Source organism: Pseudoalteromonas sp. TAE79, from assembly GCF_000498015.1.
In the GTDB taxonomy this organism is placed as follows: Bacteria; Pseudomonadota; Gammaproteobacteria; order Enterobacterales; family Alteromonadaceae; genus Pseudoalteromonas.
Window position 1 is genome coordinate 1 of sequence record NZ_AUTL01000142.1, and the last position, 21401, is coordinate 21401.

Genomic DNA, 21401 nt, shown 5'->3' on the forward strand with positions numbered 1-21401 from the left:
CCTAAATTCGGATAATAAGTGCAATTTCTCAGATTAGATGGCCAGCTGTTATAATTCGGCCATTTTCTCGCCAAAGGAAATTGCTTTAATGAAATATAAACAGCTGACACAAGAAGAAAGATACCAGATTTACGCGTTAATAAAAGCAGGAAATAACCAAAAGCAGATAGCTGAAGAACTAACTCGTTCACCGTCATCTATTTCTAGAGAGCTAAAACGCAATAAAGGACTTAAAGGCTATCGGCCTAACCAAGCCAATAACTTTGCTGAACAAAGACGTAAGTCATCTTTCAAAGCAAGTAAGTTAACAGAGGACGTCACTCACTGGATTAATAAATTGTTGCATGACGGACTTTCCCCTGAGCAAGTGGCAGGCCGCTTAGCTTTAGAGAAACAGGTCGTTTTACATCATGAAACAATTTATCAATATATTTACAGAGACAAGGCTCGTGGTGGCAAGCTACATAAGACACTCACTCGTGCATGTAAAAAGTATAAAAAACGCTATGGAAGCTATGATAAACGTGGACAGATAGTTAATCGAGTCAGCATTGATGAACGCCCAAGTATTGTGGATTCAAAGTCTAGGATTGGTGATTGGGAGGGCGATACAGTGATAGGTAAAGGGCGTAAAAATGCGCTTGTCACAATGGTTGAACGTAAAACGTTATATACAGTCGTTCACAGAATTGAAAGCAAGCATGCGAAAATAACAGCCGATGCGCTGATCAAGTGTATGACACCATATAAAGGTAAGGTTATTACCGTGACGTTAGATAATGGAAAAGAGTTTGCTCACCATGAGCATGTTGCACAAGCATTAGAAGCTGATGTGTATTTCGCTCATCCCTATTCATCATGGGAGCGGGGCATAAATGAGAATACCAACGGCTTACTTAGACGCTTCTTCCCCAAGGGAACTGACTTTATGGCGCTAAGTGAAGCAGAGATACAGGCGGCAGTTGATAAGCTCAACCATCGGCCAAGAAAAACAAGAGGGTATAAAACCCCTCATGAATTATTTACGGGGCAATCAGAAGTTCTGGTGGCTGCATAATGATTGCACTTAATACTTGAATTCAAGTAAATATTGACCCCTCATGGTATTACAAAATCCATGATTTGCGCTCAACTTATGCGACTAATTGGTTACGAAATGAAGCAGCAGAGAGAGAGGTGGGTTATGATTTCTTAATGAGTGAGCTTGCTAACTTGATGGGACATAAAAGTACAGCTACTACAGAAAAATATGTAATACTTATGAATGAAAACACCTCACAACGCTCCGCAGCCAAACGCAAGAATAATAAAATTAATGGTGGGTGGTAGAATGCCAAAAAGTCCATTAGCTAGAGGTCTCATAGAAGCAACATCATCTAAAGACAGAGATAATATAACTAGATTAGAACTTACCGTTCCATATAAACGTGGTAATAGTAATGTAATTGAAAGTGTTGATATATCACTCTTTGCGTACCGAAAATGTAATGAAAAAAATGAGCAAATACGGGAGCGTATTGCATATCTTCGAAGATTTTCCAAGAAAGCAAATGAGTATGTAGAATGTGGAAAGTCAGTACGATTTGTTACTTGTTTATATCATGCTTTAAGGTCTTATCTATGCTTTTGTGATAATCAGGGCTTAGATCCTTTCTCAAAAGAAGGTTATCTTAAGTTATTTGGTAATGATGGAGAGCTTCGCCATCAATTAAAAAAATATACTCCTTATGTAAAGTTATGGCAAAGAGCTGACGGCGATGAGATAGGCATTAAAGAGTCTACTTGCGTGAACAGATGTACTAACACAATAATAGCTCTGACATGGTGCGGAATATACGCCGAAAGCTGGAAGCACCTTCACCGCCCATTTAGAAATAGGCATGACCCATTCCTACCTTACTCTGACGCTGATGAAAAAATGATAATTTCACGCTTGAGTGACTTGTTTTTTGGTTTAGCTTTGCAGCTAATAGCTATTAAAAGAAATAAAAATATAACTCCTGAAAAACTATCCATAACTATAAATTACGGTTCAATTAAGAAAGAACTTTACTTGCCTACGTCACTGCAACCTGATGTTGGGCAAGTTAAAAATAACAGTGCATTTAATATTACAATGGGCGCTGCGTACCACTTACTTTGTTACTTTACTTCATTTAATGACGCTGTAATAAGAAGTCTATCTCACCCCTTTGAAATTATGACTGATAGCCGAGATAAATCTCTTAAAACTATAAAAATTAAAGCCTTTAAAGTGAGAGCTAATAAAGAAGTCACTTCCACATTAACGAATGAAGTTGACACTTTTACATTTGATGTAGAAAAGAAAACAGGCATTACGTTTATGGAAGTGCTTACGGAGTTATCTTCCTTATATGGTAGTGATAGTGAACTTCTATACAATCTTAACTCAGCGGGGAAAGTGTCCAAAAGTTACGATATTATTGAAATAAATAGACACTTAACTCTTTCATTGAACCTTGTAACTTCACACCGAAAAATAAATTTACCTTGGCTGCGAGAGCTTTTTTATACATTTCAAGATGGTAAAGCTATCGATCTAAAAATAGTTACCAATGAGATGGGTCGAAATATTGTTAACAAAACTCTCTACTCGATAAACCAAAAAAACGCTACCTATAACATCATGAGGATTAGCTACTTAATTATTTCATCCTATACAGATGCTTCCCTAAAAGGAGCTTTATTACCTTTTACATACTCTGATAAAAATGAAGAAGGAAATGTTAATGTTACATTCGCGTACGATAATAGTGAGCAAGGCTCTTTTGAGGTTCCATTAAGTGAACTGTCATTAGTCAAAGATATAGAAAAGTGGGCAACTAATCGCTCGGACCAAGCGCTTAAAAAATATCAACGGTACTTATTCCGAGTTGGTAGTTTAAAGGACAAACCTCAACAATGGGAAGGGTTTAGCCCAATCGTATCCAATTCAATGAAGAGATATAGTATTCAACCTAATGATTACTTTATTACTCTACAATCGAGTCGTTTTCGAAAAACAACAAGTATACAAGAATATAAAGATGGTCACTTATTACACTTGAGTAACCTTCTACAAAACACGCAATCAACGCTGGAGAGGCATTATACTAATGGCAATCCCGATACAAATAAACAAATTTTATCTCAAGCTATACAGGTTCTTGAACGCATAACTACTGGAACTAATTTAGAACAAGCGAAACAAGAAATAAAAACAACACTCAGTATACCAATGCTCACTCATGATGAGTGGCTCAAAAAAAAGACACCTACCAACCCTAATGGGGTGATATGCAATGGTAGGCAGGATCTAAAAGGTGGACAAAATACGCAAAGAGCAACCAATAAATCGATTGGTAATGATCTACCCTGTTCAGAGTTTGATGTTTGCTTCAAATGTAATTCAGCTAAAGCCGTAGATGAACCAAAAGCTATTTATAAACTGATCTCATTTATTGATGTTTTAAAGGATGCCTTAGACCGTTACCCTGAAGCTAAAGAAGAAGTAAAAATAAAGATTGAAGCATTCGAACAGACACTTGAAGGCGCTAGCATCAGTGTTTTTAAAGAAGCAATGAGCCTCTTCAATAAGAATGGAAGGCACCCTCGTATTACTATGAATCACGCGCTACTATCAATTGTAAAGCCAAGGAAATAATCATGATAAAAATACCAAACCTAGAGTATTTAAGCATTATTACGAAGGCGCAAAATAATATTAATAACCACGCGAATTATCTCATTGATGTTTTAAAGCCAGCTATAAAACATGGTGATTGGGATAAATTTGAAAAACTAGATATTGGTTTTGACACTAATGGTAACTCTCTTGGCAAAATCGTCGATAATGAAGCTTGGAAAAAACTACAACAATTTTTACTTCCTAATGCAAGCACAACTCAAACGTTAGACTTTTCACTCGATGGTAAAATAATAGAGCGCAATCTTCAGAATGAATTAAAAAGCTTAATTTTAAAAATGATGTGGCTATCCCCTAGAGAAAACTCATTCGCGACACTTTATCAAACTTTAGTTGATTTGAAAAAGTGCATTAAACCTTTACTTTTAGAAGGAGTAAACAGTTTTGCGTATATTGATATAAACCTTCTCGAAAAGTGGGCTATAGAAAATTCAACATCTTTGAACTTTAGACGAGAAACTATTTACTCCTCATTAAATAAACTATTTATTGAGCAGGATGGGCTACCTTTTGATATAGCGTTAACTAATACACTATCGCCTTCAGATATAGGACTGTCTTTGACTGAGAGAGAACAGTTCAGTGTTATCCCACAGCGCTTATACTGGCGAGCACTTACCGAAGCAGAATCACTTATTAATAACCTGTATCCAATTCGCGATAAAATTGAAATGCTATCCAATTACTTAATAACCTTCAAAAGTAAAATATATAAAGGGTATGCTAGCTACTTACATCAGGGTGTTAGTGTACGCCCAAGTGGTGAGTATATTTGGCGGCTCGAAAATTCAAATAAAAATAGTAGAATCGCAAATAGGCTATTTTTAGAAGCTTTTACGAAAATAACTTCACCTACGAAAGTACAAATCATAGGCCTACTCGAACAGTACGAACCAAGTATAAAGGAAAGCTTTTATGATAAGTGTTACCCTGAACGCCACATAATAATAGGTAATGAAGCTATATCAAACCAATCACAAGCCGAGCGAATATTAACCAAGTATTCAGGAGTTTGCGTTTGGGCACTAATGGCAAAATCAGGTATGAGGGGGGATGAAATTTATGAACTCCACACGGTTATGGTTGCTATGAAGAAGTCATAGCTGGCCAAAGTATATACTTAATAAATGCTGACTTGGGTAAAACAGTCAAAGGAATCCAGTCAAAACAAGATGAGTTTGTATCTACCAAAATTGCAATTAAAGCTTATGAAATCCTTCAAGCAATTCATAGCCCCCTTCGGCAAACTCTTAATAGCACAAGGTTCTTCCATAAGTTTCGAGAAGGTTTTGTGGCAGTTAATAAGAAATCAATACCAAGGCAAGCTAAAAAATGGTTTGAGAAAACTCTGGCATCTGAACTAACATTAACCAATGAAGACATTAAGGATTTGAAGTTATCAGACCCAGATAGAAATTTTGAAATCGGTAATGACTATGAGTTTTCTTGTCACCAATTACGCCGCTCATTTGCATATTACCTCATTGGTTATGAACTGTTATCATTCCCACAATTGAAACAACAGTTCAGCCATGTCTCACTAGCTATGACGAGACATTATGCTAAGAATGCAAGTAAGTTTCAAAAACTACGAATGCAAAAAAGTAGTAAGAAAGACTTGTATACAGATGTTGAAAATGAAAGAGTGCGTCAAAAAGCTCAAATTTATCTTAATATCTACAACCAGTTTGCCAATAAAGAGCGTGTAGCTGGAGGGAAAGGCAAGGAATTTACGAAAAAAATGATAGAACAAGGTCTAAACGCTTTTAAAGATAAAACTGATAACGATATGCTTACAATCGAATATTGGGAAAATATTTTAAAGACAGGAAAAAGGCATATTCATGTAGTCGCTCCAGGCATTTATTGCACATCTCAAAGTTGTAGCCTGAGAACACAAGTCAATTTAATTGGATGCGTTGACTGTGATAATGATTACATTGTAGATGCTGTCTATGCAGAGGCTATGCGAAAAGAAGCAGAAACACATATGTACTTCGATATAGAGCATAACGAGCTAACTCCTCAAACAGCCTCTGAATCATATATTAAGATTACTGCGGCGCAGCGGATCATGGATGACTTAGGAATAAAATATGAGCCTGTAAAGTTCCCAAAAGCAGTTAATAAACTACTGATCTATCAAGTAGGAGAAACAGAGTGAAGCAAACAACAAGAAACGCGTTGATTAACGCACTAAATAGACTTATTCAAGGCGAGCCAACTAATATTGAGTTAAAGAAAAAGTTAAGAGAAAATAAACTCAAGATTAATAATAATTCAGTTGAAAAAGAAGCCGGCTTGAGCGTTGGCGCTTTACGTAATCACCCAGATATTAAAAAAGTAATAGAAGAAAAATCATTGAAAGCAAAAGTAGATAGTAGCGAATCTGCGACGTCAAAAATAGAGCTTTTGCTATTAGAGAACAAGAAATTAAAAAGTGAAAAAACGCAACTAAACAAACTCAAAACAAAGCATCTTGCTGACACTAGAAAAAGTGAAAAAGCATTTGCTGAACAAGCCGCACGACATATCAGTATGATTAAAAATTTAATGGAAATGATATCTGCGAGTGAACGAGAAAAGGCGATGGATAAAGTGGTTAATGCAAGAGCTGACAATATTATTCAAGGCACTTTTATTAAATAATAAAACTCTCTACATATGACTGAATTTAACTTAAGAAAATAAGGCAATAAACTATGACAATAGAAGTAGGAAAAACCGCACCAGATTTCACTTTAAATGACCAAGACAATAATCCAGTTACCCTCTCTGAGCTGCAAGGGAAGAAAGTCCTCATTTATTTTTACCCAAGAGCATCAACTCCTGGTTGTACAACGCAAGCTTGTGCCTTAAGAGACTCTAAAGCAGAGCTTAATGCGCTAAACGTTGTTGTATTAGGTATAAGTCCTGACACGCCTAAAAAGTTGACCAATTTTATTAATAAGCAAGAATTAAACTTCACATTATTAGCAGATGAAGATCACGCTGTTTGTGAAAAGTACCATGTATGGCAATTAAAGAAGTTCATGGGTAAAGAAAATATGGGTGTTGTTCGCACAAGCTTTCTGATTGATGAAAATGGTAATCTAGAACATATCTTTAATAAGTTTAAAACTAAAGATCACCATGAAGTGGTTCTAAATTACCTAGAAGGTAAATAGATTGTTCTATCTCAGACTTGATCTAACAGTTACCCGTTTATTAATCGGAAGGCCTGTTACAAAATCTGTGTAACTGCCTATCACTTTAACTCTAGATAGGCAGAATAAAGGTAACTGCACCTCTCATGGCTTGTGACCCAAAACTAATACAATTGAGTCACTTCGAAAGGCGCTTCACCAGCGCCCCAATAAGTTACCTTTAAAAAATTATTTGCTTCTAGCTCTGCCCTATAAACTCCATTTTTTAATAAATTATATCTTTCTCGAAGCTTACCAATTACTTCTCCATCTGAGCTAAGAGCCTTAGTCACACCGGTATCCTCATTATACAACTTAATAAGTTGACCAATTTGTCTGCGAACACCAATTTTCCAACCTGCAGAAAGAGTGACGCTGGTTCCTTGCCAAACTGTATCTGATTTAGGTTTATATTCATTAAGAAATGTTGCCCAGAGTGTTACACTATTTTCATTAGCTAAACCTAAAGTAGATATGTAAGTTGTTAACCTCTCTGATGACAACCAATCTTTGAAGCCTCTACTATTCGAGAAAGTTGCTTTTGTTGATTGGATAGAGTTTATAGCTTCTAGACGTGAGCTAAACCCTGCTTGCATTAATATTGCTGCACTTCTATTTAAACTTCCATTTTCTACAGCTGGAACAATTAAGCCTACCTCAAAATCATCGATTGTCATTTCATCAAAAATAACATCATTATTGGCTTNGTGCACGAACTCTTAATGCTTCTAGCCCCCAAGGTAACCGATAAACTAAGCCATCCTCAACAAAGCGCAGAGTATCATCAATTGATTCAAAGTCATGATCTCTAAGTGCATCACCTTTTAACCATGCTTCAAGTATTTCATGCCAATCACCTGGTAAAATGTTTGGTGTAAAAGGAGGTATTGTGAATAATAGTTCAGCAAGTGAAGTTATTGCAGTTATGGCTTCCTGCTCCTGATCGCCATCGAGAATATAAGCATTAGCTACTATCAATAGATCATTTGCCTGAGGCGCTATTTCATCTAACCTCTGCCCCGTAACCAAACCAACACCAGCTAAATAATAGCCTTTTCTCTGAGCTGCTGTTGAACAGCCCCATATATATTTTCCCCTAGCTGTCAAAATCCCCTTAAACAGCACTTGTATTTCGCCTTCATGACGATTAAGTCTTCGCTGTAATAATGATGATTGAAGTAGTTCATCAAGTACATTTGGAATATTATCTATTGGGATATTTTCTTCACCTAACATACTTAACAATGCGGTATCTAAACTAACTAAATGCTGCTCCCAGGCATTTCTATTTTCTTCTTCTTGTTGCTCAACCTCATGAGGTACTGTAGGAAAAGTCCAAACATTAATGTTGTTCATTATATATTCAAGAACTTGTTCAATAGATTGAGTCTGTAAACTGCTAGCAATCCTTTGTATGAAAGTAGCTATCAACCTGAACAGCCCACTCTCCATATTACGGGCATTAGTATTATTTACTAACTCTCTCCACTGGTTTCTACGCCAAGGTATCCGGTCATAAATAGGATGAAGAACTAGACCATGAGTATCAACAAAAGCTCGCCCTGCCCTACCAACAACATTTTTAAATTCCGATGAATCAATTACATTGCCACTTCTGCGAACAGAATAAACGATTAATGCTGTTGCAGCCAAGTTCAAGCCTTGTGCTAACGTAGGAGATGAAATAGTGATTTTTAATATCCCATCCCTCAAAAGCTTTTCCATCTCTTTTCTAAAAGGTGTAGGTAGTCCACCATGATGAACAGCAACACCAATGTTCAAACACTGCAAAATGGGATGTTCTTCTCCTAACCACTCAGCACCAAGTACCTTTGCAAACTCTATTTTTTCTGGATCAACCGACAACACTGAACCAAGGGCACCTCGCCGATTGAGATCTACAATATCTTTTGCAAAGCTATTAACAGACCTTTTCTCTGGGCAGTAAATTAATACAGTTTGATTGTCTTCTACCAACTTCCAAGCAGAGGCTAATGTTAATTCTTTTGCGTTTTTTGGAAATGGAGTAACCCTTCTTCCAATTGGTGGTATAAATGATTGTATGAATCCTGGTATAAATGCTTGCTCTTCACCAACGGTAAAATCAATTTTTGCAGTGTGTCCTTGCCAAACGATTTCACCAAACCTTAAATCTGTTGGCCTCCAATCAGATTGAATAGCATCACCTTCTTTATCCTGCCTAAGCCAACCAACGAAATCGTCAAATTGATCGCCACTTGGTAAAATGGCAGAAAGACAAACAATTCTTCGCTCATTAGAATCTTGACGTTTTAGTAAGCGTTGAATTTGAACTTCATAATTTATTTCACGCTCACTTAAGCCAATCATGTGGCCTTCATCTAAAATAATAAGGCCAACATCATCGATTAAAGTAGGGTCATTCCTTAGAGCAAAATCTAGCTTTTCTGGTGTACCTACTACTATATCTTGAGTTCTTAAAACATCTTGTTCAAAGTCACTGGTTCCCATACTTCCATATAAAGATGAAATCGTTTTACCTAATGGTAAGAATGTTTTTCTCAGTGAATATTCTGTCTGTGCAGACAAGGCTCTAAGTGGTGTAATAAATAAAACTCTTTTACCTATCGCTAAACACCTAAGAATACATAACTCAGCAACTCTTGTTTTACCTGCACTTGTTGGTAAAGATACGACAAGGTCATCATCATCTTTAACTGCTCGTTTTGCCCCTTCTAATTGTGACGGCCATAATTCTATTTCTGCTTTATTACGTTTATAAAGAGATGTAATAAATAGCCAACGCAGTAAATTCCAATCAGTATCATGGCCATCATTTTGCGGCCCTGGAATTATTTTATGAAAGCTTGAGTCCCAAAGATCTTTTAATAGATGTTTGGTTATTCTTAACACCCACCACTGAGGCAATAGGTTTAACTCGCTACAAATAGTTAAGCTGGTATCTATTCTAAATATAGATTTTTCAAGGAGATCTTGGCTACCGGCCTCTAAAGCAAATAAGAACTCAAAGGTTGATGAAAAATAATTGTCTGTAATTGCCTGCTGTACAATTGGTATTTCTATTGATGACATACCATATTCTTCAGGTTCATCATCAGTGTTTGCAATTTGATTTAGTTGATCAATTTCTGTTTCTAAACGTTCAGCAAGTGATTCATCAGAGCCTTCACCAGATGCTTTCCATTGCATTACCATTACTTCAATTTTATCAAACTGTCTCAACATTAATAAAGATAGCAACTCTTCTATTTTACTTAAGTTTTGGTTCTCTAAGTTACTTTGAATTAAAGAAAATGCTTTTGCAGAATAACGTCCTAGATGAAAAGCTGATGAAGCTAAGACTTTATGAAAGCCTTTTTCGGGATCTTCAGGATTACCATCATGGATAACATCGGTGATTGCTGTTGCTGATTTTTCAAATGCTGCACGACAAAGGTCTTCATTACCACGTAAATCGCGTAAACGTATGGCAAGTGATAACAGTGAGTAGCCATAGGATAAAAGATCATAAGAAAGCTTTTCTGCGAATCTCGGTGCTCCTTCAGGCAATTCACCATCTACCCAAATCATTGAACGCGCTAAACCACGTTCAAGTATCCTACTTCTAAACCCTGGTGCAATAGCTTCACGAATACTTTGTTCTATATCTTCAATCGTTGAGGCCATCAATCACTCCTTGATATACACCTGCTATTAATTCCTGATGAGCAGTAACCCTAAAACCAACCGACGTTTGCTTAATATTACCGTTATAAGCATCAAAAGCTTCTTTTTGTAAGGTAGCAGGATTAGATGCCGTAAAGGTGAACAGAAGATGCTCTACTTGATTTGCTCGGATACCATCTACTAATTGTACTTTTTCTATTAGATTTGAAAGTGCTTGGTTACCCGTTTCTCTTAACCTCTCGGCAACGAACTCTAAAGCGTGAGGAGCCGGAAAGCCATCGTCTAAATCAAGCTCTTTTCTCGCATCACCTAGTATTCCCCGCCCAAGGGTTCGATTCGCTTTAGCTTCAGCTTTAAGGAACTTTATGCTTTGCTGTTGTTGATCAACAATAATACCGATTACATCATCACCACGCATAGCCATATTACGATGGTCGCGCCAACGTAGCTTTCTTATAGGAACAGAGTAACCTAAAGATTCTTCGATATAATCAGAGGCTAATACTTCACCAATATCACCTGATCGTATGTTTTTCACCTCAGGGATTTTGGTTAATAACTTCCGTGCAGTGGCATCTTTACCTAAACGAGCTAAAGTTCCTGCCATAGATTGTGGGTCAACATAGTAGCCTGGTAATATACCAATCAAAGCATCTTTAAGTTTATTGAATTCTGAAGGTTTTAAATTCAATACATTAAATTTATGATTTTGCCTACTTTGCTCATTAAGTAATGACTTATTTTCAACTCCTAACATTATGACAACATCCTTTTAGACACTAATTAGAGAATTCTTCTTTTAAAACCGCTTCCATTAATGATTTTGCGTAAATTTGATTCTGGGTATTTTTTTGTAATAACTTGGAGTGAATATCTGCAATTTGTTTTATTCTTCTAACGATTTCTTTTTGCTCTTTTAATGGCGGTAAAGGAAAAAATAAATCAGTCACATGGTCTTTTCTTAAATTAGGCTGCTGGCCTTTCGAATCAAATTCATCCTTGTATCCCTTTAGAACAAAGTCAGAAGTAAGAAAATAAAAACAATATTCACGATCTACTATTTTTTCATCAGGTTTGATTAAAGCTACACGCTGGTTTAAAAGTGCTCCATCATATGATTTTGAGCACAAACTTACTTTCAAACCATTACTTATATATGGACGAGTTAAAGCTAAAATTATATCGCCCTCGGAGACTAGATAATTAGGGTATTTATCTTTGAAACTTAACGGAAGTCGATCATCTGTTTCAATTATTGTTTGAACACCTGCATTTGTAATCTTTATACATTTGATACCGTCACTCTTTTGAAAATCACTACTTTGAAAACTATTACCACTAACAAACTTAATTACTTCTCCAAAGCGACACCAATACCAGCTTTCAGGTAAAGGATACGGTGTCGAATCACTTATTACATTCACCTGATTATTTAAGTTGTTCTGTGGGTATATTTCACGCCATTGTTTTGTCAAATTTCCTTCTATCGAGTCCTTAATTATTTGAATTTTTAGCTTATCTAACAAAGCACGTTGATAAAATAACTCACTATTTAATTTATTTTCTTCGTTAACAATACTGTGAAATTTTGCAGTTATTGTCTTTTGTCTAATAATTGAAGGTAATGGAATTTCTATATTTTTAATAGCTGTAATTGAAAGGGATACATTTGCAGCCCCCTTCATTAAAGGTACTAAAACAACATTTTTCAGTTGTGACAAATAAAGGTGAAGAAAATGTACATCGAGTTCTTCTTCATTTTTAGCAGTCAGTGCGACTAGGATTGTACCTAAAGCGAACTTACCTTCTTGATAATGAACATTATTTAAACTGGCATGACCGTGACCAGTAGATGATACTAGGGGGATACAAACAGCTTTAGTATCAAATTGATATGATTCGCAGGAACGACGATCTTTTCCTGTGGTAACTAAAGGATACTCACCAGGCTCTGACTTCATTAAGCCTGTTGATCCTTTTTCAAAGTTACATATATCTTTAAGTAGAACAGTTCTAACACCCGACATTAATTCAACTCCTTACGAAGTTGGTCAAGTAATTCATCACCTCTAGCAAAAGATGCATGTAATAAGTCTAACAATTCACTGCTGGTATGTTGTTTTTCTTCTTCCGGTTGGTGAGGGTTTTTAATATCTAAATCGTAGCCATTGGCTTTTATTGTTTCTATATCAACACACCAAGCCAAATCACTACTTTCTCGATTATTCCACCAAGCTTTTAAGTCATCAAATTCAGATAATTGAATAGGCTTAGTTTTCGAGTAAGATTTAATGCCTACGGGCACTTTATGTTGGTAATACCAAACACTTTTTGTAGGTTCACCCTTAGTGAAAAATAGTAAATTGGTGGCTACTGAAGCGTAAGGCTGGAATACTGAGTTTGGTAATCGAACTATGGTGTGTAAGTTACAATCTTCAAGTAGTTTTTGACGAATACGTTGTTTAACACCGCCACCAGTTAATGACCCGTCGGGCAATACAATAGCACTACGCCCGCCTTGCTTTAAAAGGTGTATCATTAATATTAGGAATAAATCCGCCGATTCCTTTGTCCGATATATTTGCGGGAAATTATTTTCGTTATTGTTAGATACCACCCCACCGAAAGGAGGGTTAGCTAAAATAACATCTACTCTGTCTTTATTCGTATACTCAGTTAAAGGGCGCTCTAAAGAGTCACCAAACCGAATAGTGGGTGTTCTAACGTCATGCAAAATCAAGTTTGTGTTGGCAAGCATATAAGGCAAAGGTTTGTATTCCCAGCCAACAACATTTTTGCCAATGTTTTCTAACTCTTCAATAGAGTACTTTTGTTTTTTTAAATGCTCTATTGCTGTTGTTAAAAAACCACCTGTACCACATGCAATATCAAGTACTTTTTCGCCATGTTGAGGGTTCGCCATTTCCGTCATGAAGTCTGTAATAGCGCGAGGAGTATAAAACTCGCCTAAAGTACCAGCACTTTGCAGCTCACTCAAAAATGTTTCATAAATTTGACCAAATACTTGCTTATCTTTAGTGTCGTTAAAGTTAATTTCATTAAGCTTATTTATCACCTGACGAAGGTGCGTACCAGACTTCATATAGTTATAATTATTAGCAAAAACTTCGTGAACTAATAACGCCCTTTTATTCGCTGTAGAAAGGTCAATGTTTGAAAGTGTAGGGAATAATTCTTGATCAACAAACTTGAGAAGTTTGTCCCCTGTCATACCTTCATCATTTTTTGCCCATTCATCCCAATGCAAATTTGCTGGAATAGGTGATACATAATCGTCATCTAAAATTTCTAATTCTTTGTCTTTATCGCTAAAAATTTTTAAAAACAACATCCAGCTGAGCTGTAAAATGCGAAGTTCATCACTACCAGTTCCGGTATCTTGACGCATTATTTTTCTTGCTGATTTAACTATTCCACTGATGTTTGACATTACTTACTACGCTACCTTATATATTTCGTTTTCAAGCTCGTTGAGTGCTTTTAAATACTGTTTTTTACCGCCAAAGACATTAATGATTTCAATGGGGGTACCAAACTTATCAAACGGGTTGACCGTTAATATTTTAATATTCTCTATATTTTCTATACCTTCATCAGCATACTTATCTAATAACGTTTCAAGAACTTTTCTTGCCTGTTCACCGTATTTAGTAAAGTAGTCACGCTTCTTAACATTGTTAATTCTTTCTGCACGTGTTAGCGGTGGCTGGTCAAATGCGGTATGACAGATGAGATCAAAAATATCCATTTCTTTATTAATAGTTTCTTTTAAATTGTCAAATACAATACCTTGCTCAGTAAGCTCATCAATGATGGCTTGCTTTTTGTCTGCTGAGTTCCATTTATTAATAAATTTATCAAGAGATTGATATTGTTGACGTACTTTCTCTCGCGTGTAATCTTTGAGGCTACCAGTGATAAGTTTACCATTACCACCCATGTATTGAATGCGCTCATTTAATATGGCGACGTTTACACCATTAACATAATACTTCGGGCGTGGCTCATCGATAATGTCACCACCTTCAATAATATCTGGAACTTCTGGTGGGGTAAAAACAACCTCTTCACCATTTTCATCAACGATATCTTCCTCTTCTTTAATTTCATCCTCAGGAGAGTCAAAATTATCATATTCCCCTAGTTCTTTAACGCGAACAGGCTCACCATCAAAATCGGGATCGGCGAAGTGGTCTGTAACACTCCTAAAATCAAGAATGGTGAAGAAGCTTTTACCAAATTCTTCATTGATACGCGTCCCACGGCCAATAATCTGTTTAAACTCTGTAGGGGAACCGATATTGCTATCCAGAACAATAAGCTTACAGGTTTGAGCATCAACGCCTGTGGTCATCAGTTTAGATGTTGTAGCTATAACTGGATATTTTTCTTCTGGATTAATAAAGTTATCAAGCTCGCGTTTACCTTCCTCATTGTCTCCGGTAATTTGCATAACATACTTACTATTTTCAGCCACAAGGTCGCTGTTTGCGTTAGCTATTGCGGCTCGCATACGTTGTGCATGATCAATATCAGTACAAAAAACAATTCCTTTGTCGAAACGATTTGTTTTCTTTAAAAAATCTGTAATCCTATTTGCTACAGCTTGGGTACGCTCATCTATAACCAGTTTTTTATCAAAATCTGTGCGATTGTATATACGATCATCTATAAGTTGGCCTTGTTTATCTTTTTTACCGGCCTCAGGTCTCCAACCTTCAAGATCTACATTTAAACCTACACGTAATACTTTATAAGGCGCGAGAAAGCCATCTTGAATACCTTCTTTTAAAGAATAGGTATATAAGGGGTCACCAAAGTACTCACTACTTGAAACAGTTTCTGTTTCTTTTGGTGTTGCGGTTAAGCCTATATGAGTAGCACTTTCAAAATACCTGAGTATTTCACGCCACGCGCTATCTTCAGACGCACTTCCACGATGGCACTCGTCAATGACTATTAGGTCAAAAAAGTCACGACTAAACTTTCTAAATGCATCTTTCTCCTCATCGTAACTGGTCAACCCTTGATAGATTGCTAAATATATCTCATAAGACTTGTCTATTTTTTTATTCTTAATAACAGTCATTTTATCTTTAAAATGACGAAAATCACCACGTTTAGTTTGGTCAACTAAAGATATTCGGTCTGCTAAAAAAAGGATGCGTTTTTTTGCGCCACTTTTCCAGAGTCGATGAATTATTTGAAAGGCTGTATAGGTTTTACCTGTACCTGTAGCCATTGTTAGCAATATTCTGGGTTGTTTGTTTGCTATAGCTTCAACGGTTCGGTTAATTGCTATTTGTTGGTAATAACGGGGATTTCGGCCTGTTCCGTCGAAAAAGTAGTCTTGCGAACTAATCTGTTCAGCTTCTTCCGTTTTAATACCTTTGTATTTTTTGTAGCGTTCCCATAGAGTGTTTGGTGATGGAAAGTCCTCAAGTGCGATTTCTTTTTCAACCACGCCCTCAGTACATGTTCTATCATGTTCGTAAAAGCCATCTCCATTACTACTAAATACGGTTGGAATATCAAGAATTTCGGCATAGCCTAACCCCTGTTGAATCCCAGCCATTACAGAATGTTTATTATCTTTAGCTTCAATAATTGCAATTGGGATATTGGGCTTGTAGTAAAGGATGTAATCAGCACGCTTACGTGTACCACGAGTGCTTAGGTTACCTTTAACGTAGATGCGTCCATCCGTGAATGACACTTCTTCACGAATTTGAGTTTTCATATCCCATCCTGCTCTTTCTAAAGCTGGACTAATAAATTTTGTGCAAATATCACGTTCAGATAATTCTTTTTTGGAAACCATTCCCTGTCCTCAAAATTACAAGTTATTTATCATGTGCTGTTGATTATGAGTTAACTTTATTGATTGAAGTTAATCAAGCTTAATTTCATGCTTTACTTTTGATGATATTGTATCTGAAAAGCAACAACCGAGTGTATTATCTAGTTGATATAATGGTTCTAATTTTTATATTAACTACATATTTTTCCATTTTCTGTAATTACCTCTCTCAATACCAAAATATGTAGCAAAACTTTTTTGAGAGTAACCAGCTTGTTTACATCGAAAATGTAGAATTTTATAAATTATCTATAAATCAAAAATCTAAGTATGATTCATGGAGAAATACTTAGAATGTATTTTCTCTGACACTCCCTGGATAGAGCGGCTAAAAGTTCAAAACCAATCAGATCAAACTCTAAGGTAAAATTAATCTAACATCACAATCTAACACTTCTGCCAAATGATACGCCTTTTCAAGCGTGATATTAACCTCTCCGCGCTCTATTCTACCCGCATAACTGCGATCAATGTCCGCTAAAAGTGCCAGTTTATCCTGTGATATACCTAACTCTTTTCGTCTTTGTCTTAATTTCAGCCCAAATTTGGTTGCTAAGTCTTTCACTTCTCATCTCGTAAAAGAGAAAGACTATCCAAAGTTGCGGACTATAAAGCCACGGATTATAATCCGTATTTATGTTTTAGGTTTAGTTTATCTAACTTTGTTTGAACTAAAACTCACTAACCTTGAGAATGAAATGCCAAAAACCTCCGCCAAATTTTACAAAGAATTTTATTCTACTCTTCAGGATGAGAGCATTGACTCTTTTACCTTAATTGAATTACGTGATGCCTACCTATTAATGAGTAAAAGTCAGCAATCTGCTAGTGCTGCATATAACTTTGTGTACCGCCAAGTAAGGAAGTTAGAAAATAGTGGGCTTCTAGTTAAGGATAAAAAAGTAAAAGGTAAAAATAAATACCGTAAAATCGAGGGTTTTATTCATTCTGATTTCTATTTAGCTCATTTCAAAGGTTCTAAAAAATATAATATTGAGCTATCCACATCACAACTGAATGAACGGCTCAAAAAATCAGAAATTGATTTATTAGTAAGCATTGGCGAATCTGAAGAGTACAAACGTTTATCTATAGCTCTACCAGATATGCAGGATTACCTCGAGTCTCAATACATACTAGCTCAAGAAAAAAACTCAAAGTTACTCGGACAAATCAAAGCAATCAAATATGTTCTTGCTCACAAAAAAAGTAAGTCTATTGAAGTTTAATGAATCGCAGATAGTAAATAATAAAGGTTTAGCCTTTTAATCGGTACCCAAAATAATTTTGTTTTAGATAAATTAGTTTGATTTTTATAATAAGCTGGCGCTTTTATTTGGAAAAAATATGATAAATGTTACTCTGTTAGAATAACAACGTGTAAAAAACTACTAGAAGCTTGTTTTATAAGATTTTATTGTAGAGTTATCAAGTTTTTTATCAAAAACCTATTCCAAGGGTAAAAGTTGGTATTGGAGGTTCGTTGGAGCTCGTTGGGTTTCGCTGCGCTCTACCCAACGTGTTTAACTTAAATTTTTACGCAGACAAAAATGGCGTTGCCTGAGCGCTCTGCCCATGGGGTTATTTTGTCGTAGTCATGTTCAAATATGTGGATTTCGAAGTACGGCTTTAGGGCTTCTTTCAGCTCGGTATAACTAAAAGCGACCATTGGGTGCTCGTCGTGCCATACGAGTGTTTTATCTGCGGTGGTTTTTTCGATGCTGAGTTTTAATAACTGTTTACTGCCGCTGCCACTATAGTGCCAGCCAGAGCGAAATGTGAAGAAGCTATTTTCGCTTGTTGCTGTGTGCTCTACAAATGAATCGCTGTCGATTTTGTTTTTATCAACCGTGTTAAAACAAAATATTCCACCTACGTTTAATGCGCTGTGTACGCTGGCAAGGCATTCTTTTAGCTTATTAATGCCGTCGCAGTAATGGATTGAATACAAAAAGCAGGTAATTAAATCCAAGTGCTCGGTTACCTTAAATTCACTCATGTTTTGCAACGAAAATTGCGCTTCTGGGCAACGCGTTTTTGCTTTATCTAGCATTGGCTGGTTTAAATCAAGCCCACTACTTTTATAACCGTTATCAATAAAGTGGCGTACATGCGGGCCGGTGCCACACGCTAAATCAAGATGGGTGTTTGCGCCATTACCAAAAATTTGGTGCAGCCTGTGAATAGAATTGCTTTGGGCTTGATAATTAATATCTGCACACATTAAGTCGTAGTAATCAGAAAGGTCGGTGTAAAGCGCATTTGCGGACATATAAGCCTAGTGGTAAGTAGTAGAATATTTTTAAGTCGCGCATAGTAAACTAGTTATGGCTATTAGCGAAGAAGATATGAGCTTTAGGGTTGTCGGGTGGTGCTTCGCTTATCCAATCCACGTATTTAAATATTATAAAACGTTATTAGAAAATGGTGCGGAAGTAGAGGTTTGTTGGGTTTAGCTTCGCTCTACCCAACATACGTAATATAACTTTAAGCTGGCTTTAACTAATTCCTAAATACTTATGTACTTGTATTGATAGGCGCCAGTTTTTGGCAATACAGGTGTCGATTGCTAATTTTGTTGCTGATACTTTTTGGCTAATTGGCTGCAAATAAACAAGCTTAGGATTAACGCCTGTTTTAGCAAATAATTCTTCTAACTCTTCTACATGCTTTTGCATGGCAACGGGATGTTTAATTTCGTTGGCACGCTTCATAGCGCTGGTAAGTACTTCATAACCACCGCGCATATTGATTTTTGGCGATACCGTTACCCATGTTTGCTCTGGGGCGAGTATTTCAAACGTGCCGCTGGTTTCTATTTGTGTGCTAAAACCGTGTTCATGTAATAAGTTACATACTGGATTTAAATCAAACATGCATGGCTCGCCGCCAGTAATTACAACATGCTTTGCGGTGTAACCACGTGATTGAAACAGCGCTAAAATTTGCTCCGCACTGGCGTTAGCCCAATGATCTGAGTCGGCTTTTTTTTCTACGGTTTCATCCAGCGATACTTTATATACATTATCAACATCCCACGTTTGCTTAGTGTCGCACCAAGAGCAACCTACTGGGCAGCCTTGCAGACGTAAAAATATTGAGGGTGTGCCAGTAAAGCTAGCTTCACCTTGAATGGTTTCAAACACTTCATTAATTTTGTACAAAAGAGATCTCACTTACTACCTAGCAGCCAAATTGCTACTATTAAAAAACCAAAAAGCGCTGTGCAAAAATTGTTATTTAAGCTGCGGCCGTGTAGTATATCGCGCCCTGATATAAACCTCTATTAAAACTAAGAGCAAAACAGATATGACGCAAAAAGTAGTTGTTATTTATTCCGGCGGTATGGACTCATTTACCGTATTAAATAAAGCCCTGCAACAAGGCCATGATGTATATGCCCTCTCATTTGACTATGGTCAGCGTCATGTAAAAGAGCTTAAAGTAGCGGCAAGTGTGTGTGAAAAATTAAACGTTCCACATAAAATTGTTGATATTTCGGCGATTAACCAACTTATTGGTGGCTCATCACTTACTGATGATATTGATGTGCCTGAAGGCCATTACGAAGAAGAAAGCATGAAAAGTACGATTGTACCTAATCGTAATATGATTTTGCTCTCGCTTGCTGTTGGCTACGCGGTATCACTTAAAGCTAGCCAAGTTTATTACGGCGCTCATTCTGGGGATCATGCTATTTACCCTGACTGCCGTCCTGAATTTGTGCAAAAAATGGATGATGTGTGTCGTATTGCGAACTACGACGCGGTAGAAATTTTTAGCCCGTATTTAAATAATACTAAAATTGGTATTTTAACCGACGGTATTGAAATGGGTTTAGATTACAGCCATACGTGGACCTGTTATAACGGCCGTGAAAAGGCCTGTGGTAAATGTGGCGCGTGCCAAGAACGCCTTGAAGCATTTGCACTAAATAACATTACAGACCCGTTAGAATACGAATAAGCAGCAATTAATTAGTAATACAATTGCTGCAAACAAAAAAAGGCTATCATCGATAGCCTTTTTTGTTTGTCAGGTTTTAAGTCAATGGTATTGATTACAGCCAGCGTTTTACACGCGCTTTATAGGCGGTAAACTCTTCGCCAAATAATTTAGTGAGCGCACGCTCCTCGGGTATTATTTGAAAAAATGTTAAATAGGCAATAAACCCGATAATACATAAAAGCGCCCACAAGGAACTTAACCAAACACCCCACCCTACTAAAATAAATGCAAAACCCACATACATTGGGTTACGCGAAATTTTATAAATGCCGCTCGTAATAAGTTTTGATGCTTGCTCAGGTTTATTTGGGTTTACTGTGGTGTTTGCTATTTTAAAGCTCGCCACCCCTGCAATACAAAAAACACACCCAATAATGACCAAACTTGCTGCTAAGTAGGTAATAAAGGCGGTGAAATCAATAACACTGTAATGCGCAATAAGCGCCATTATGCCTGCAAAAAACAGCACAACGATAACCGGTGGAATTTTATTATTTAACATGGCAACTCACTGTATTGACTAAATTATGTTTATTATGTGGTGGCTATGTAGCTATTAAACAATATCTAAAGTGTATAAATGATGAACACGCTCAAAGCTGAATTAAATAAAGTATACAAATTAAGTTACAATTGTCAGCTTTAACAAAAGCGCTTAAAGGTTATACTTTAGCCATAAACGAATAATAAAATGATAAGGAATGAGGTTATGTCTGGAACTACGATGATTGTACTTATTGTGCTAATTTCGGTTGGCTCAGGAGTAGTTTACGATATGTATAAAAAGCACCTTGAGTTTAAGCATAAAATGCAAAACAACAACAGCGATGCCCATAAACAACTAGCTGAAACAAACGCACAAGTGCTTGCATTAAAAGAGCGTGTACAAACACTTGAGGCTATTGTTACTGATTCAAGCTTTAACGTTAAAGATGAAATTAATAAACTTTAAGTT

18 protein-coding genes are annotated in these 21401 nt (G+C 36.5%); 9 read left to right on the top strand and 9 right to left on the bottom strand.

The features are described from left to right. Positions 1-88 precede the first annotated feature (88 nt). The 6 genes from L655_RS0109915 (at position 89) to bcp (ending at position 6873) form a co-directional block, all read left to right on the top strand. The gene (locus L655_RS0109915) at positions 89-1057 is read left to right on the top strand and encodes an IS30 family transposase (protein WP_024604033.1); all 969 of its coding nucleotides are present in this window, start codon (positions 89-91) and stop codon (positions 1055-1057) included. A gap of 207 nt (positions 1058-1264) precedes the next feature. Continuing rightward, positions 1265-3664 (top strand): hypothetical protein, encoded by a 2400-nt coding sequence (locus tag L655_RS0109925; RefSeq protein ID WP_125825550.1) that lies wholly within the window; start codon positions 1265-1267, stop codon positions 3662-3664. 2 nt (positions 3665-3666) lie between these two features. Beyond that, positions 3667-4809 (top strand): hypothetical protein, encoded by a 1143-nt coding sequence (locus L655_RS1000000127555; RefSeq protein ID WP_198925114.1) that lies wholly within the window; start codon positions 3667-3669, stop codon positions 4807-4809. Positions 4810-4841: 32 nt separating this feature from the next. After that, positions 4842-5870, top strand: a complete 1029-nt coding sequence (locus tag L655_RS1000000127560) for a hypothetical protein (RefSeq protein ID WP_198925113.1) — start codon at positions 4842-4844, stop codon at positions 5868-5870. Continuing rightward, positions 5867-6355, top strand: coding sequence for a hypothetical protein (locus L655_RS0109935; RefSeq protein WP_024604937.1), 489 nt, complete (start codon positions 5867-5869; stop codon positions 6353-6355). The genes L655_RS1000000127560 and L655_RS0109935 overlap by 4 nt, the downstream gene beginning before the upstream one ends. A gap of 53 nt (positions 6356-6408) precedes the next feature. Next, complete coding sequence (bcp, locus tag L655_RS0109940; RefSeq protein ID WP_024604938.1) at positions 6409-6873, top strand: thioredoxin-dependent thiol peroxidase; 465 nt, start codon at positions 6409-6411, stop codon at positions 6871-6873. Positions 6874-7587: 714 nt separating this feature from the next. Here bcp and L655_RS01000000125415 read toward each other — a convergent pair. The 6 genes from L655_RS01000000125415 to L655_RS0109970 all read right to left on the bottom strand — a co-directional run bounded on the left by L655_RS01000000125415 (position 7588) and on the right by L655_RS0109970 (position 17003). Continuing rightward, positions 7588-10557 (bottom strand): DEAD/DEAH box helicase, encoded by a 2970-nt coding sequence (locus L655_RS01000000125415; RefSeq protein ID WP_198925111.1) that lies wholly within the window; start codon positions 10555-10557, stop codon positions 7588-7590. Continuing rightward, positions 10541-11314 carry a Hachiman antiphage defense system protein HamA gene (locus L655_RS0109950; protein WP_024604939.1) on the bottom strand — a complete coding sequence of 258 codons (774 nt, stop codon included), beginning with the start codon at positions 11312-11314 and terminating at the stop codon, positions 10541-10543. The genes L655_RS01000000125415 and L655_RS0109950 overlap by 17 nt, the downstream gene beginning before the upstream one ends. A 22-nt stretch (positions 11315-11336) precedes the next feature. Next, the gene (locus tag L655_RS0109955) at positions 11337-12584 is read right to left on the bottom strand and encodes a restriction endonuclease subunit S (protein WP_024604940.1); all 1248 of its coding nucleotides are present in this window, start codon (positions 12582-12584) and stop codon (positions 11337-11339) included. Further along, entirely contained in the window at positions 12584-14008 is a 1425-nt protein-coding gene (locus tag L655_RS0109960; RefSeq protein WP_024604941.1) for an N-6 DNA methylase, read from the bottom strand. The genes L655_RS0109955 and L655_RS0109960 overlap by 1 nt, the downstream gene beginning before the upstream one ends. 6 nt (positions 14009-14014) lie before the next feature. Continuing rightward, complete coding sequence (locus L655_RS0109965) at positions 14015-16399, bottom strand: DEAD/DEAH box helicase family protein (RefSeq protein ID WP_024604942.1); 2385 nt, start codon at positions 16397-16399, stop codon at positions 14015-14017. Positions 16400-16796: 397 nt separating this feature from the next. After that, positions 16797-17003: a helix-turn-helix transcriptional regulator gene (locus L655_RS0109970; RefSeq protein ID WP_024604943.1), complete on the bottom strand. Its 207-nt coding sequence runs from the start codon at positions 17001-17003 to the stop codon at positions 16797-16799. Positions 17004-17100: 97 nt separating this feature from the next. On the opposite strand from L655_RS0109970, the gene L655_RS0109975 reads away from it, so the two are divergent. After that, on the top strand, positions 17101-17667 hold the full coding sequence (locus L655_RS0109975; protein ID WP_050582202.1) for a hypothetical protein: 567 nt from the start codon (positions 17101-17103) through the stop codon (positions 17665-17667). 299 nt (positions 17668-17966) lie between these two features. On the opposite strand, the gene L655_RS0109980 is transcribed toward L655_RS0109975, so the two are convergent. Together L655_RS0109980 and queE are read right to left on the bottom strand one after the other, a co-directional pair. Beyond that, positions 17967-18710 (bottom strand): class I SAM-dependent methyltransferase, encoded by a 744-nt coding sequence (locus L655_RS0109980; RefSeq protein WP_024604945.1) that lies wholly within the window; start codon positions 18708-18710, stop codon positions 17967-17969. A gap of 226 nt (positions 18711-18936) precedes the next feature. Next, positions 18937-19602 (bottom strand): 7-carboxy-7-deazaguanine synthase QueE, encoded by a 666-nt coding sequence (queE, locus tag L655_RS0109985; protein ID WP_024591014.1) that lies wholly within the window; start codon positions 19600-19602, stop codon positions 18937-18939. Positions 19603-19747: 145 nt separating this feature from the next. On the opposite strand from queE, the gene queC reads away from it, so the two are divergent. Continuing rightward, entirely contained in the window at positions 19748-20404 is a 657-nt protein-coding gene (gene queC, locus L655_RS0109990) for a 7-cyano-7-deazaguanine synthase QueC (protein ID WP_024604946.1), read from the top strand. Positions 20405-20498: 94 nt separating this feature from the next. On the opposite strand, the gene L655_RS0109995 is transcribed toward queC, so the two are convergent. Beyond that, on the bottom strand, positions 20499-20948 hold the full coding sequence (locus tag L655_RS0109995) for an isoprenylcysteine carboxylmethyltransferase family protein (RefSeq protein ID WP_024604947.1): 450 nt from the start codon (positions 20946-20948) through the stop codon (positions 20499-20501). A gap of 207 nt (positions 20949-21155) precedes the next feature. Here L655_RS0109995 and L655_RS0110000 point away from each other — a divergent pair, with 207 nt between their 5' ends. Beyond that, entirely contained in the window at positions 21156-21398 is a 243-nt protein-coding gene (locus L655_RS0110000) for a hypothetical protein (RefSeq protein ID WP_010553668.1), read from the top strand. Positions 21399-21401 lie beyond the last annotated feature (3 nt).

What these genes read in the sequence shown, in the direction of transcription:
- L655_RS0109960 (WP_024604941.1), bottom strand. Translation starts at nt 14,008, where the DNA reads ATGTCAAACATCAGTGGAATAGTTAAATCAGCAAGAAAAATAATGCGT.
- L655_RS1000000127555 (WP_198925114.1), top strand. Translation starts at nt 3,667, where the DNA reads ATGATAAAAATACCAAACCTAGAGTATTTAAGCATTATTACGAAGGCG.
- L655_RS0109980 (WP_024604945.1), bottom strand. Translation starts at nt 18,710, where the DNA reads ATGTCCGCAAATGCGCTTTACACCGACCTTTCTGATTACTACGACTTA.
- L655_RS0110000 (WP_010553668.1), top strand. Translation starts at nt 21,156, where the DNA reads ATGTCTGGAACTACGATGATTGTACTTATTGTGCTAATTTCGGTTGGC.
- L655_RS0109995 (WP_024604947.1), bottom strand. Translation starts at nt 20,948, where the DNA reads ATGTTAAATAATAAAATTCCACCGGTTATCGTTGTGCTGTTTTTTGCA.
- L655_RS0109965 (WP_024604942.1), bottom strand. Translation starts at nt 16,399, where the DNA reads ATGGTTTCCAAAAAAGAATTATCTGAACGTGATATTTGCACAAAATTT.
- L655_RS0109950 (WP_024604939.1), bottom strand. Translation starts at nt 11,314, where the DNA reads ATGTTAGGAGTTGAAAATAAGTCATTACTTAATGAGCAAAGTAGGCAA.
- queC (WP_024604946.1), top strand. Translation starts at nt 19,748, where the DNA reads ATGACGCAAAAAGTAGTTGTTATTTATTCCGGCGGTATGGACTCATTT.
- L655_RS0109955 (WP_024604940.1), bottom strand. Translation starts at nt 12,584, where the DNA reads ATGTCGGGTGTTAGAACTGTTCTACTTAAAGATATATGTAACTTTGAA.
- bcp (WP_024604938.1), top strand. Translation starts at nt 6,409, where the DNA reads ATGACAATAGAAGTAGGAAAAACCGCACCAGATTTCACTTTAAATGAC.
- L655_RS0109915 (WP_024604033.1), top strand. Translation starts at nt 89, where the DNA reads ATGAAATATAAACAGCTGACACAAGAAGAAAGATACCAGATTTACGCG.
- L655_RS0109925 (WP_125825550.1), top strand. Translation starts at nt 1,265, where the DNA reads ATGAAAACACCTCACAACGCTCCGCAGCCAAACGCAAGAATAATAAAA.